This is a genomic window from Photobacterium sp. TY1-4, assembly GCF_025398175.1.
Lineage (GTDB): Bacteria > Pseudomonadota > Gammaproteobacteria > Enterobacterales > Vibrionaceae > Photobacterium.
This window is the reverse complement of sequence record NZ_CP099734.1, coordinates 2,216,844-2,230,870: the sequence shown is the minus strand read 5'-3', so window position 1 is coordinate 2,230,870 and position 14,027 is coordinate 2,216,844. Positions and strand designations below refer to the sequence as shown.

General features: G+C 56.3%; 13 protein-coding genes. 5 read left to right on the top strand and 8 right to left on the bottom strand.

Translation table 11 applies throughout. From position 1 onward, the window contains the following. Nucleotides 1–13 precede the first annotated feature (13 nt). The 4 genes from NH461_RS10465 to NH461_RS10450 are packed head-to-tail and all read right to left on the bottom strand — an operon-like array spanning nt 14 to nt 4,604. On the bottom strand, nt 14–715 hold the full coding sequence (locus tag NH461_RS10465) for an acyltransferase (protein ID WP_315903220.1): 702 nt from the start codon (nt 713–715) through the stop codon (nt 14–16). After that, a complete protein-coding gene (locus tag NH461_RS10460; RefSeq protein WP_261600293.1) occupies nt 678–2,027 on the bottom strand; it encodes an O-antigen ligase family protein in 1,350 nt (449 codons plus the stop codon). The genes NH461_RS10465 and NH461_RS10460 overlap by 38 nt, the downstream gene beginning before the upstream one ends. Further along, nucleotides 2,020–3,429, bottom strand: a complete 1,410-nt coding sequence (locus NH461_RS10455; protein WP_261600292.1) for a lipopolysaccharide biosynthesis protein — start codon at nt 3,427–3,429, stop codon at nt 2,020–2,022. The genes NH461_RS10460 and NH461_RS10455 overlap by 8 nt, the downstream gene beginning before the upstream one ends. A 2-nt stretch (nt 3,430–3,431) precedes the next feature. Next, a complete protein-coding gene (locus tag NH461_RS10450; RefSeq protein WP_261600291.1) occupies nt 3,432–4,604 on the bottom strand; it encodes a glycosyltransferase in 1,173 nt (390 codons plus the stop codon). A 296-nt stretch (nt 4,605–4,900) separates the two neighbouring features. On the opposite strand from NH461_RS10450, the gene NH461_RS10445 reads away from it, so the two are divergent. Then, a complete protein-coding gene (locus tag NH461_RS10445) occupies nt 4,901–5,824 on the top strand; it encodes a glycosyltransferase family 2 protein (protein WP_261600290.1) in 924 nt (307 codons plus the stop codon). Nucleotides 5,825–6,063: 239 nt separating this feature from the next. On the opposite strand, the gene NH461_RS10440 is transcribed toward NH461_RS10445, so the two are convergent. Beyond that, nucleotides 6,064–6,693, bottom strand: a complete 630-nt coding sequence (locus NH461_RS10440; protein ID WP_261600289.1) for an HD domain-containing phosphohydrolase — start codon at nt 6,691–6,693, stop codon at nt 6,064–6,066. Then, on the bottom strand, nt 6,626–6,991 hold the full coding sequence (locus NH461_RS10435; protein WP_261600288.1) for a response regulator: 366 nt from the start codon (nt 6,989–6,991) through the stop codon (nt 6,626–6,628). Before NH461_RS10435 ends, NH461_RS10440 begins: the two co-directional genes overlap by 68 nt. Before the next feature lie 868 nt (nt 6,992–7,859). Between NH461_RS10435 and NH461_RS10430 the strand changes: the two genes are divergently transcribed. After that, nucleotides 7,860–8,315: a hypothetical protein gene (locus NH461_RS10430; RefSeq protein WP_261600287.1), complete on the top strand. Its 456-nt coding sequence runs from the start codon at nt 7,860–7,862 to the stop codon at nt 8,313–8,315. 79 nt (nt 8,316–8,394) lie between these two features. Here NH461_RS10430 and NH461_RS10425 read toward each other — a convergent pair whose 3' ends face one another. Together NH461_RS10425 and mobB are read right to left on the bottom strand one after the other, a co-directional pair. After that, nucleotides 8,395–10,377 (bottom strand): methyl-accepting chemotaxis protein, encoded by a 1,983-nt coding sequence (locus NH461_RS10425; protein ID WP_261600286.1) that lies wholly within the window; start codon nt 10,375–10,377, stop codon nt 8,395–8,397. Between the two features lie 483 nt (nt 10,378–10,860). Next, a complete protein-coding gene (gene mobB, locus NH461_RS10420) occupies nt 10,861–11,388 on the bottom strand; it encodes a molybdopterin-guanine dinucleotide biosynthesis protein B (protein ID WP_261600285.1) in 528 nt (175 codons plus the stop codon). 47 nt (nt 11,389–11,435) lie between these two features. Here mobB and NH461_RS10415 point away from each other — a divergent pair, with 47 nt between their 5' ends. The 3 genes from NH461_RS10415 (at nt 11,436) to NH461_RS10405 (ending at nt 14,025) form a co-directional block, all read left to right on the top strand. Beyond that, on the top strand, nt 11,436–11,945 hold the full coding sequence (locus NH461_RS10415; RefSeq protein WP_261600284.1) for an O-acetyl-ADP-ribose deacetylase: 510 nt from the start codon (nt 11,436–11,438) through the stop codon (nt 11,943–11,945). A gap of 205 nt (nt 11,946–12,150) precedes the next feature. Beyond that, a complete protein-coding gene (locus NH461_RS10410; RefSeq protein WP_261600283.1) occupies nt 12,151–12,636 on the top strand; it encodes a hypothetical protein in 486 nt (161 codons plus the stop codon). Nucleotides 12,637–12,873: 237 nt separating this feature from the next. Next, a complete protein-coding gene (locus NH461_RS10405) occupies nt 12,874–14,025 on the top strand; it encodes an endonuclease/exonuclease/phosphatase family protein (RefSeq protein WP_261602883.1) in 1,152 nt (383 codons plus the stop codon). The last annotated feature ends 2 nt before the right edge of the window (nt 14,026–14,027 follow it).

The following is a 14,027-nucleotide window of genomic DNA, read 5'->3' as shown; positions in this document are numbered from 1 at the left end:
AGTGCCGATTCTTTCATGAACGCACCTCCAGATTTTTGATCACGCGGGCCGGGTTGCCGCCGATGAGCACATTGGCCGGCATGGATTTAGTGACCACGCTGCCGGTCGCGACAATGCTGTTTTCGCCGATGGTTACCCCCTGAAGAATGGTGCAGCCGGTGCCGACCCAGACATTTTCCTTGAGATGAATCGAGCCGATTTGGTGGGCATCATCCGGCTCGCCCCGGGCGCGGCGCAGCGGATCGACCGGGTGGCCCGGATATCCGGCGAGAAACACGCGCCCGGCCAGGCGGACGTTGTCCTCCAGCGTTACCCGGTCGCCGACGGCGATGGTGGTTTGCCAGTTGATGTCGACGTTATTGCCGATCACCAGTGTGGGCCGGTCGCTGCTGGTGCGGCCGGAAAACGTGGTCGCACCGGAGATCCGGCATTGCTCTCCCAGTTCAATGCGTAAGTGACCGCTGATGAGGGGCATGCCGGAGTATAGCTGCAGCCGCCGGGGCCGGATGGCAACCCGGGACAGGAACAGCGGCGTAAAATAGAGTTTCTGGAGCAGTGTTTGTCCCACGCTCACCAGCGTGCGGTGCAGCCCGTACACGAAGGTGTGGATCCCGGGGAGTACCGGCACCGTGAAGCCGTTCAATGCCTGATGCCACAGCCGGAGCTGGCTGACGTGATCAGGGGAGAGATGTTTTTTCAGGATGGCTGTGATCATCGTTTTCTCCTTGTGTCAGTCGATTCAGGGCAATCAGTAACCCGATCAGGATGTATAGCGGCCAGGTGAACCCCTGAGTCAGAAAGGTGCCGCCGACGCAGAATGAGATCAGACCGAGCCAGAGGCCCTCGGCAAAGGGCTGGAGATCATGCCCGCGAAGCCGCCGGAGCAACTGGTAGCTGCTCATGAAGGCCCCCACAATCATTAGCAGAAACAGTGCCAGACCGAAGAAGCCGGTTTCGCCGAGGACTTGAAACCAGGTACTGTGAACGGCGTGGTTCTTGCCGTCCCAGTGTGGCGAGTAAAAATAGTAATTGACGTAAAAGTTGTTGAGACCGACGCCGGTAAACGGGTTGGAAACCGCCATTCTGAAAGCGGCAACCCAGGCGTAGACGCGGCCCATCGCCGATTCATCCACGCCCCCTTCCGCCGCGCCGCCGGAGCTGCGGTCGCTGATCCCGGCAGCCAGCACCAGAACGCCCAGGCTACAGACTCCCATGATGCCGGGGAGAACCAGGTTTTTGCTGCGCAGTAAAGTCATGGTGAATACCCCGGCGGCAATGCCCAGCAGGCCGCCACGGCTCTGGGTTGCCAGCACTCCGAAGACTAAGGTCACAAAGCAGGCGATTGTCAGGACGCGACGAAATTTGCTACCGGAGAAGCAATACGCCAGGGCGAAGGAGACCGGGAATTGCAGCACCAGCGCCAGATCATTGGGATCGCCCAGCATGGAGCCGATACTGCGACCAATGGTGACGCGGGTGCCTTCGACCAGCCCGATGCCGTTGGCCTTGTTATACAGGGCGATGCCCGCAATCAGCACACCACACATCAGCAGGCCGGGCGGAAACAGCCGTAACTGGTTGAGGTGGGTCGGTAACCAACTGATGGCAAAGACCATGAGCAGAATTTTGATATACGTGGAGTTAAAGCTGCCGAACGCCATCCCTTTATTGGAAGCCATCAGGCAGGAGACAAACACCCAGAAGGAAAAGAGACAGAGCAGGGTATGGACCCGGTGCCAGGCCAGCTGCCCGCGCATCATCCACAGCTGCCACGCCAGACCGGCCAGACTGGCGAGGGCCAGTAATTGCGGGATTTTAAAGGCCATTAAGATCGGAATTGCTTCGTGCAGCCTGAAGTAGGAAAAGAAAATAAACCAGACGCAGATCAGGTAAGCATTGCGGATCAGCAGCGGGAGTACAAAGAGCATACACAGCGCCAGTGCCAGAATGCCCTGCAGGTAATAGCCCACGCCGATTAATGCGGTGGCTGACAGGGCGGCGAGGATGTGACGCTGCTGTTCAGTCATGGCGGTTGGCCTCCTGGCGCAGCTGTTGCCCGTCACGCCAGAGCTGGTAGCTCATGACAGCAATCACGGCGATGGTGACGGGGATCGTGTAACGCGCGAGTTCGTCCGCCTGGCCCTGAGTCCATTGCAACAGCGTGATGACTGTCAATCCAATTAATTGTTTGCCAAGCGGAGCGCCGGGATAACGTAAGGGTAGCAAGCGTTGGCTGACGGCCAGAAACAGTATGAACCGGCATCCCTGAACCAGCAGCCCGGCCCCGATGGCACCCCCCAGACCGAAGCGGGGGATCAGCAACCACATCAGCAACAGGGCTAACCCGGCACTGACGGTTGAGATCACCATGGTGATATCGCTGTTCTGCTGGTAATAGCAGCCGATGTTGAGTTGGGTGCTCATGTACTTGATGAACAGGAGCCAGGCCAGCCATGGCAGGATTTCACTGGCCAGCTGGTAGCTTTCCGGCAGCCACAGCAGCAGGAACGGGCAGCCTATTGCAATCAGCACCGCGGCGACCCAGGCAGCGCACTGGCAACCGAACATACTCATCCGGGCAACGTATTGTTTTCCGGAAGCGGTATGCAGGTGTCTGAAACGTTGCGGAAACCACCATAAGTTGAACGGGTCGAGCAACAAGGTCGCTGCCACGGCCCATTGCATCGTGATGGCGTACACCGCCAGCTCGGCGGTCCCGATGCTCCCGGCCAGTACAAACCGCTCTGCACCGAATGCAACAAAGCCGACAGCACCGGAAACCGCGATGCCGATCCCGTACCGGAGCAGTATGCCTGCATTGCGGCAGGTGAATGTCGGCCATTGGCGGTGCAGCAGAACCCACTGAATGGCCTGGGCCAGCACACCGGCCAGCATCAGCCCTTCCACGCCCATGGTTGGCGTAAGCAGCATCATGAACCCGCCCTGCGCGAGGGCAAATATGAGTTGGATGTGCATGAAACACAGCGCCCGATCGTCAATGCGCAGCTTGGCCAACTGCAAGGCACTGTGGGTTCCCAGCATCAGGCTGACAATCAGGCAGCGCACGGAAAAGGGCGAAATATCACCGGGCAGCCAGGCTGCGACCCAATGCGGCCAGAGCAGGAACGGCAGCGCGATCAGTACACTGGTCAGAACCGTCAGGCTCCAGGCGCTGCGGTAGATTTGCGCCGTGTCGTAGTTGGGATCATTGGCAAAGCGGTACAGGCTGTCGACCATACCCACCAGCATGAGCAGGGATACCAGGTTCGCCAGGGTGACCAACGTCGCGTACTCGCCAAAGGTTTCCGGAGGCAGCCAGCGGGTGAGCAATGGCTGCATCACCAGCCCGATCAGCTTGCTGACCGCCAGTCCGATGGCATAAGCTGCGACGCTGGGCAGGCGCTGTAGCCGGGCATAAATGGCCGTCATCGTCAGACCCCCTGGACCAGACAGGACAAGCGACCGGCATGGCGATCGGCATTGTAAAGTTCAAACACCCGCTGGTAGGCCTGACGGCGCAGTGGCGACAGGGCGGTAAAGGGCTGCTTGAGTACATGCGCCATCATCTGGGCCAGTGCGTCAGCATTTTGCATCGGGACCTGTAAGCCCGATTGCGGGTCGAGGATTTCATTGCACCCGGCCAGATCGGAGGTGATCACCGGCAAGCCCAGCCCCATGGCTTCTTTGAGCACTAAAGGACCAGTATCCCGATCGCCGCTGGCCGCAATGCAAAAGGGCGCAACCAGCGCTTTGTAATCCCCGGCGTGCTGGCGGAGCCATTGGGCATTCTGGGCGCCGAGCAGGGTGACTTGCCGCGCCAGTCCTTTGTCCCGCAGCCAGCGACGTAACACCGGCATCAGCGGCCCGTCGCCGACCACATCCAGCGACGTGGTAGCCGGCAGCTGTTCGAATGCGTCCAGCAGGGTATCGAGCCCTTTTTTCTCGACCAGCCTGCCGATGAACAAAAAATCCTTCCCCGGCACCCAGTCCGGGTTCAGCGGCGGGTAATGCGATGGCTCCAGACCGCAGGCGACGTAGTGGATCCGGGTGGTGGTTCGGGTTTGCAAATGGTGCATCATGTCCTGGGTGACCGCGCAGCCGAAATCAATATGGTCGAGTTTGCTGTCCAGATCTTCCGGCGCCGAATAGATGTCTGCGCCGTGACCGACCAGTGAGACCGAAATCCCGAGCAGTCTGGCGGCGACTATGGCTGTCGCGGCACTGTGCCAGGCAAAGTGGGCGTGCAGATGGTCACAACCCGCCCGACCGGCCAGCTCGGCCAGGATGACCCCTTGCTTGAGCAGGGAAAGATAGGAAAACCCTTGCTGCCGGGCTAGGAAGCGATGGCTGGCACCGACGTTCAGCAGGTAGCGCAGTGCTCCGGCGGACAGGCGGTCAGGGATGTACTGGCAGCGCTCGACCTGCGCCTGATCGGCAGGTTGAAACTGCGCAGTGGCTGCAAACGCAAAGGGCTGAACGGCGTGCCCCTGACGCATCATCGCCCGCATTTCGACGCCTATGAAGGTTTCAGAAAGGACAGGAAATGTAGGAATGACATAACCGATCTTTTTTAGGTTTTGCTTTGTCATGCCGTGCTTAGTCATGGATGCACTCCTTCATGCCGAGAATCAGATCCCATCTCCTGCGGTTTGCCCGAACGGGCGAGAAAACAGGGCTAATCCCTGCGTAGCAATTTGTGTTCCGTCTTGGGACTAGCTCACTGGCGTGCTCTTTGCACCGCTCTGGTTGTTGTTGCCGAAAAGCGGTGCCGGGGACGGCACAAGGACTTGGCAAATTTGATGATAGCAATTTAATGACAGATGCTCTGCCACGGTCTTGGCTGATTGCTGCGGCGTGATCCGGACCGGCCGGATGCAGGGCGACTCACAGGAGAGAGCCGATGAATACATGCAAGCTCACCGTGGTGATACCGACCTATAATTGCCTGTCGACCTTACCGAAAGCGGTTGAAACCGTGCGCCGCCAGGGGCAGGCCGTCGAGATCCTGGTGGTCGATGACGGCTCGGAAGACGGCACGCAAGCCTGGTTACAGGCGCAAGCGGATCTCCGGGTGATCCGCACCGAGCGGGTCGGTGTTTCCGTGGCCCGTAATCTGGCGATTGAACAAGCCTGTGGTGAGCTGATCGCTTTCCTCGATGCGGATGATTATTGGCATCCTGAAAAACTGATGCATCAGCTTGCATTGCATGATGCAAATCCGCAATTGGTGATGAGCTTCACCGATTACCGTTTCTTGATTGATGATCAACCCTCAGCGCTGCGCTGCTTTTGTTTCTGGCCGGGTTTTACCCGCCGCCTGTCAGCGTGCGGTGATCCGCAGTCGCAGGTTTTTCCCGATTTCCTGAGTGCCGTGTACCGGGAAAATATGATTGGTACCAGCACCGTGATTGCCCGGCGTGATGCGTTGCTGGCTGTGGGGGGATTGGATCCCCAGTTTCGCTCGGCTTCGGATTGGGATTTGTGGCTGAAATTGGCCCGGCAGGGGCCGGTGGGGGTGGTGAATCAGCCTCTGTGTGATTACACCTTTGGCCGGGTCGGGGCGATTTCCGGGAACCACGAGCGGCGTGCGGCGGCCATGAAACAGATCCTCGACCGCCATGCTGCCTCGGTACGCATGCAACCGCTGACCTTGCTGGCGGGGTATCAGCGTTGGTTTTCGGCTACTGCGGATTGTTATCGGGCACGGCGCGCCTTTGGTGGGGCGGTGCTTCGCGAGCTGATGGGGTTTTGCCTGAAACCGGACTGGCCGCGGTTGAAAGTGATCTCAGGCGATACGTTGCGATGGCTGTCTTTGCGTTCGTAAATGGCTATGCGGAACCCGGCAAAGGGTCACAGAGCCGGGGGGGGGGGGGGAGATACAGGGGCTGTCAGACAGCCCTTGTTGATGTCTGGTCAATCTGCTTTGGTGCAATTTGTTTTCGGGGCAGTCTGTTTTGGGCTGATTTGCTTTTGGTGAAGCTGATCCTGCGGGGGAACCTGATTCGTGACGTGCATACGCTTGGAAAAAGCAGGATCGGCTGGCCCCAGAAATTGGGGCCGAAGCTAGTCCTGAGGCCGGATAAACACGATTAACCGGAGATTGTGCTTTTTTTCGTAGCGCCGTAAACGGGCAATCAAGGGCTCCGTCAGGGACTGTCCCGCCTGGAGCAAGACGGTGTCGTTGCTCCCTAAGATCGCTTGTTGCAGTACCTGGCCCGGCAGCAGCTCGTCGGCAGAGAGACCGGCACAATGCTCTAATTCATACAGGTGATCATTGAGATACCGAATAAAGCGCTGGACCAGATCGGGATCATAGCGGCTGTGGGTCTGAGACTGCAGGCGTACGCAGGCATATTTACGCCGGTTGCCGGACATCGGGGCCTGGCGGTGGGTCAGGTCAAAATCCCGGATGATGCGCAGGATCCGCGACAGCAGCGGGATATTGCTCCCCGAGACATGCCGGGGTACCCCGGAGCCGTCCATGTTCTCGTCAATCGATTCGACGGTTGTAGCGACTTCCTTCAGGCCGGGGATCGAGGCGAGCAGCCTGGCACCGTGATGGGCGGCCCGGGTTTTAAGCTGCCGCTCCCGGCGTTGGGCCGTTTGCGCTTCCTGGATGAGCGGGTCAGCTCGGCCAGTTCTGTAATACAGGCGAGCAACGCGGGTTCTGCCAGGGCTTGCTGATAAAGGCACTGATATGGCCTTCTTTGACCGCCCGTTGCACCGTGGTCAGGTCCCGATCGCTGGTCAGGAGCACCCGCGCACAGTGGGGCTGGCAGCTTTTCGCCTGGGACAAGAGATCTATCCCATCCATCCCGGGCATCAAATAGTCGGAGATAATTACATCAAAGGTCTGCTGTTGCAGTCGGCTGAGCGCGGCTTTCGGATCCTGACAAATCTGCAGGTGAAAGTCCGGCGCCAGGCAGGATTTGAGTAACAGCAACATGGTTTTGACGTCATCTACAATCAGGATTTTGCGTTTGTCATTCATTCACTCGATCCTTGTCCGTCATCTTGCAAGCATGTTTCACTCGGTCACCGGTGGCGGTGTTGCAGAAAGCCTGTCCTGCACTTCATTTTGCAAAATCTCTTGGCATTGAACGGCTTTTGTATGCAGCGCTTCTGGTAAACAGCAGCGCAGCCGGTGATGAAAAGAGTGATTGCAATTTTTGTGCTCACTTCGACAAAAGTCTGTGATTTCAGATGGGTATGTCCGGAAAGGCCAACTGATTGAGTCGGCTGTGAGCAGAACGAATCCCGATCGTTGTGTTCCGATGTCGGCGTTTGGATGTCGGCGTCGGATTTCAATTGCGAAAATGCGGGGGAGGTTGCCTGGTTATTCAGGCAATCTCAGTGTTCATATCATCGTGGATTGGGTGGTCAATCGGATGAAGTTTTTTGCGGTATTCATAAAATAGTGCCACAAAAAATACTAGTTTTTCTCATCCGAAATAGCTTATCGGTAAGACATTCAATTCGTTCTCAAAAATAAACTAAAAAAACGCTTTCCTTACGTAATTAATATTGCTTTAAATCACAATAAATTAAGCTGTTCTTAGTATTTCCCTTCTTATTATTAAGACGTTTTCTTTGAAAAATACGCTGTTTTGAATTTGACTCACTTGCCCGAATCGCCATCATGGTGGTCAAAAATAGCACCAATTTAAGGTGGTGCGAGGGATGTCGCCGTAGCCGTAGATACAGAAATCTAGTCATTGAGCGTGAGACTCTGGCGTATTTGGCCAGTGCTCGCTCAGAACCATGAATCTCATGATGCATCAAGCGCAACGGGCGTACTGACCCGAGGCTGTGCTTTGGCGTGTGTGCCGTGTCGAGTGAATACAGAACAGGAATCAAAAATGAAAAAAGCATTCGCGACGATCTTCGCTTTGGCTTCGTTGCCCGGACTCAGTGATGCCAGTGAATTTCGTGCAACTTTGCCAATGGCCAGTAAACATTATTATTGCGCGAGCGAACAGTGCCTTGATTTAAATGAATCGAACCCGGGGTTTGGTGTGGAATATGCCGGTTATGGCATTGTCGGTTACAAAAATAGTTATTCCCGACAAAGTTTTGTTTTTTATAAAGCTTTTGAATATGACCCCTATGATTATTTTGGCTTTGGCATCCGCTTGGGCGGTGTCACCGGGTATGAAGAGGAATCCGGTTTGCCCGTGATGCCGCTGGCCCATCCTTACCTGCGCCTGTTACCGTTTGACGGGCTGAGCTTTAACCTCGGCGCGGCGCCGGTCGGGTTGATTGATACCAAGAACTATAATCTGGTGGTCACACTCGACTCGCAAATAACTTTTTAGCGGCATCAAGCCGTTTTACCGCCAAAAAAACAGGGCACCCCGGTGCCCTGTTGGCTATCTGTCCGGGGGCAGTGAAAGTCTACACCTTGAACTGGCCCACCAGTTGCTGGAGCTGCGCATTGGCGGATTCCAGGGCGGTGGCGTGTTCGCTGGAAGAGCGACCGTGCTTGTGCAGTTGTTGCAGCATGGTGCGGATCGAATCCATGCTTTCATTGATGTTCTCGGCGACCTTGCTTTGCTCATTGGCCGCGGTGGCAATTTGCAAGCTGATGTCATCTACCTTGATCACTGACTCGGTCATGGTGGTGATGCCCTGATTGACGTTTTCCGTCACTTCAGCCGTGCTCAGGCATTGCTGTTTGGTGTCGGTCATCGCCGCAACGGTTTCGTCGACGCCAATCTTCAGCAGATGGAGCATTTCCTCGACTTCAGTGGTGCTTTCCTGGGTCCGGGCTGCGAGGTTGCGCACTTCATCGGCAACTACCGCAAAACCGCGACCCAATTCACCGGCACGTGCCGCTTCGATGGCCGCATTCAGGGCCAGCAGGTTGGTTTGCTCGGCGATGCCGCCAATCACCTGTAACACAGATTCAATTGCCGCCGCGTTCTCCTGCATCCGGGTGACCTTGTCCGAGGTCAGCTCTACGTTCGAAACCAGGCTTCGGACACTGTCCGTGGCCTGCGCGGCCGACTGGCTGGTGAGGTCAGACTGTTTCTGCGCTGTGTTGGTGATCTCGGTGCTTTGTGCGGTATGGCCGGCGACATCCTGGGCCGAGGCACTGAGCTGGTTGACGGCCGTGGCCACCATATCGGTTTCGTTGACGTGCTGCTCAAGGACGTTCAGGGTTTTCTCGGTTACTTCCGTCATAGCGCTGATCTGCCGACTGCATGCCTGGTTCGCTTGCATCACATTGTTCATCAGGTTTTGCAGATAAATAATGAAATGATTCACCGACTCGGAAATCGCATCTACTTCATCGTTGCCTTTCACCGGTAGGCGCATGCGTAAGTCGGCGTCACCAGCCGATAGAGAGTCCACATTGCGCTTGAGGCTGTCGAGACGCTTGGTGAGCTGACTCAGTGCCAGGAACAGAATCAGCAGCAGCAGGGCGACCATCGGCAACTGGATCTCGGCCAGGGTTCCCAGCATTTGCTGGCTTTGTGCGGTCAGCAGCCGGGTTGGCTGCGCGACCCCCACCAGCCATGGTGTGCCTTCCACATCTTTCAGCAACAGGGTGTAGTCTTCCTGATTCTGGGTGAACTCGACCCGGTCATGGGATTGGCGCAGGGCGCTGAGCATGGCGTTGGCCAGCGGATAGGGGTGATCGGCCAAATTGGTCAGAATCACATTGTCACCGGTCAGTTCACGGTTCTTGCTGAGGATCTTACCGTCACGTTCGACGATCAGGATCTCTGCGTTGAGCTCCCGCTCTTTATCGGCCACCAGGGTGTTGAAAAAGCCCAGGGTGACATCAACGGTGGAAACGCCGTACAGCTGGCCGTTTTTGTAAATACCCATGGCACAGTTGGTGCGCGGCTGGGTGCTGGCGCCGTCTTTATACGCGGCGGCCCAGACACAGGCACCGCGAGGGGCATGCTGCCCGGCCAGATGCCAGGGCTGGGTAAAGTAGTCCGGTGCCTCGGCGCTGTTCCAGAATGTGTTTTCAATCAGGCGCCCGCTTGCGTCCCGATGATAAAAGGTACTGGCGCGATCCTGTCTCGGTACACGTTGGTTTGGCAGTGGCCAGATCCCGCCACCGAAAACCAGCTCGTTGCCATACTGGTCAACCAGGAAAGGCAGCAAGCGATCAATCTCGGGGCTGCTCAGCTCGGGGACGAGCTGTGTGGTGGCGCGTTGCTGCGCCTGAACAGCAGATAAGGCATGGCGAATGTCAGTGGAAATCTCTCCCACCGCCAGAACCAGGTTCTGCTCTCCGACGTGACGTAAACTCGGCTCGATCCAGCGCTGTATCCCCAGCCAGGTGAGCACGCTAACCAGCAAGGTAAAGCCGATCAGTATCGCACTGTATCGCTGCTTAATGGTGGTGAACGGACTGTTCATGGAAACCTCAGTATATCGAAAATTGATGATGTCAGATTGTTATTAGAATGAAAGGCTTACCTTGATTGCTAAATATTTCGAAATCGAAAGCAAACGGAGTTAACATAGCATGTAACATCTTCTTAATGATCACTTACAACCAAAAGTGTGAGCGTGTGAACATGATGAGAAACGGAACTCAGAAGGTGCTCAGGAATGGCTATGCTTTTAAGTTATTGTTTTTTATATCTTGTTTATCACGAGTACCGCTGGTATCAGAGGTGGTTTCTGGCGCGCTGACTTGTGATTTTATCGCGCTCTATAGAGCGCTCAAACGGTATTTTTGCAAACTTGCATTACAAATTATTGACAAACAAAGCACCCCCGTTAGGGATAGTTTGGTTTGATAATTCAAAACGTTAATGCTATGGCGTGCGAGATAGGCCGCCGCATTCAGCTTGGGATGGAATGCGGCATCAGAGGCAGGAGACCGGGCTGTGCCGGTCAGAGCTGGTCAGGACTGGTTGCGACTGTGCTCAGGATGAAAGCGGCAATGGCCTCGGGATGGTTGAGATCGAGCACCGGGAGCGGACAGTCGGCCGGGGCCGGCGTATCACTGGCAAAAGCGATGATATGCGGGTCTGCCGGATAGAGCAGCGGCTTACCATAGCTGGGCCGGTGAATTTCGATCTTAGGAATGGGGGCTTCGCGAAACCCTTCGACCAGCACCAGATCCAGCTGGCTGTGATCCAACTGGTCCAGACATGCCGTCAGCGTCGGCTCTTCACGGGTCGGCTCTGGATATTCGAAATAGAGCATGTGTCGCTCCCGGGTTGCCATGAGCGTTTGGGCACACCCGGCGTGCCGCAGCCGGTAACTGTCTTTGCCCGGGGTATCGGGATCAATGGTGTGATGGCTGTGTTTGATCAGCCCGATGCGCAGACTGTGCTGCTTCAACAGCGGGATCACTTGTTCCAGCAAGGTGGTTTTCCCTGAGCCGCTGTATCCGGCGAAACCTATAATTGGAGTCATAGACATAAAACGTGTGAGAAACATGCCCACATCCTAAAGGAAAGCCAATGACCAGACTAGTTGCGATTCAAACGGATATCACCACGCTGGAAGTGGATGCGATCGTCAATGCCGCCAATTCATCGTTGCTGGGCGGTGGTGGTGTTGATGGTGCCATTCACCGGGCGGCAGGCCCTGAGCTGTTGGCGGAGTGCCAAACCTTAGGCGGCTGCCGCATCGGTGAAGCGAAGTTGACCCAGGGGTATCAACTGCCGGCCAAATATGTCATCCACACCGTGGGGCCGGTATGGCACGGGGGGATGCATGAGGAAGTGACGCATTTGTCCAACTGTTATCGCCGTTCGCTTCAACTGGCCCGGCAACACGGGGCGAGGAGCATTGCGTTTCCCTGTATCAGTACCGGGGTTTACCATTTTCCCAAAGCGCGCGCCGCCGAGATTGCGGTGGCGACGGTGAAGGCGACGCTGGATGACATCGACAATGCCATGGATGTGGTCTATTTCGTCTGTTTCAGTGATGAGGATTTGAAGCGCTATCAGGCCAATTTACAAGCGTAAACCGGGTTGTATCAAAATTGAGCCGCCACCGCTTTTTTGCGTGATCAGAAATGAGAGCGTCTAAAGTTAATGTGTAGTTTGTGAGCCTTGGTCCAGACTCGTGCTGAATCGATCAGGCTCCCGTCAAAGTCGTGATCTGGCTGTTGTGACAGGATGTCGCTGTATCGGAGACGACCAAAATCAAATAAGCATCAGGGAGAGTGCAATGTGGGCAACTTTGGATTTTGAAGCCTCGGGATTATCCGATCAGTCTTACCCGATCGAAGTGGGCTATTCTTTACCCGACGGCCAAGGTCATAGCATTCTGATCAATCCCCAGACCGCAAGCGGGGTTTGGCAATACTGGGATGACTACGCGGAGCAGGAAATTCACCGCATATCGCGTCAGGAGCTTTATCGCGAAGGATGGCAGGTGGTTGAGGTGTGCCTGCATCTCAATGCGGTGCTTGGGCAGTATGAGCATGTGTTTTGCGACAGCCAGTGGGATCTGTTTTGGCTCGGACGACTCTATCATGCCGCCCATATGCGGCCATCGTTTATTCTGACGGAAATCGGCCATTGGCTGATGCAGGAAAACGGGATTAATCGCGCTCAGTTCCAGCTGGCGTTGGAGGAAATCGGGCCGGCCAAGCATCGTGCCATGCAGGATGCCCAGCAAATTCGTCTCGCGATCAGCCAGTTGGTCAAATAGCTGATTTGGTCAGTCGCGATCCCGTTAAGTTTCTTTGCGGCTCGGTCGCCAGTCAGTCAAATAGCGTGAGCCAGCGACGGGCTTCGGTGGTGGGCTGGGCGATAAAAGTTCCGCGCTACTTTCCCTCTCGGGTGGTAACCGCTAAAATTTCCGTTTGTTTTTAGCTGGAATGCTCCTGTGTTTTCTGATCCTGCGCCAACATCTACCCACCTGCGATGCGCCGTGTTCAATGTGTCGATGTCTGCCCCGGCGCCGGGGGAAATTCTGGCGCAAACGGCAGTCTGCGATGATCCCCGTCTGAGCCGTCTGGCGGCGATAATTCAGCACACCCGTCCTGATCTCCTGATGCTCTGCGAGTTTGACCATCCCGGCACGGGTGGCGATGACGGGAGTCTGGCGAATTTTTGTCGCCATTATCTTGAACGTTCCCAGCATCAGCAATCGCCAATCACTTATCCTTACCGCTATTGTCCGCCGACCAATACCGGCTTGCTCAGCCCGCATGATCTGGATGGCGATGGCGCGCTGACCCTGCCCGGGGACGGGCTGGGGTTCGGTGAGCACCACGGCCATTTCGGCTTTGTGGTGTTGTCCCGCTATCCGATATTGGAATCGCAGATCCGCAACTGGCAGCAGTTTCGTTGGCAAGATATGCCGGATAACCAGATCCCGGCAGATTTCTACAGCCCTCAGGCACAGCAAGTGTTGCGCTTGTCGTCTAAAAATCATGTGCTGGTTCCGGTGCAGATTGACGGGCAGCAGCTCAACCTGCTCTGTTGCCATCCGACTCCGCCGGTGTTTGACGGGGCAGAGCAGCGCAATGCCCGGCGTAACTTTGATGAATTGCGGCTGCTGACGGAGATTATCGATGATGCTCCCTGGCTGCACGATGATCAGGGTCGCTTTGGCGGGCTCGGACCCGAAGATCCGTTTGTCGTGCTGGGCGATCTTAATGCCGATATGGCGGATGGCGATGGGATCAAAGTCGGGATCCGCCGGTTGTTACTGCATCCGAAAATCAATCGTCAGGTCAGTGCTGGGAAACACACGCCGAAAAGTCTCGGCGGTCGTTTTCATTTGCCGTGGCAACCCCGGCAGGGGCGGGCGACGGAATGGACTCATCTCGCAGGGTTACGTCTCGACTATGTGTTGCCGTCGGCGGATCTGCCGGTGCTTCAATCCGGGGTGTTCTGGCCGGATAAGAAAGATCCGCTCCGTCCCCTGATTTGTGACGAACAAGGGCGGCCGAGAGCCCAGGCTGGATCGGATCATCGGTTGGTGTGGGTGGATATAATGCTGGCGCCGGACGCAACCCGGCAGCATGAACACGCTTCAGTTAAATCCCGGACTGCGCGCGCAGCAGATCCGGATGTGATGGCGAAAAGGTGACA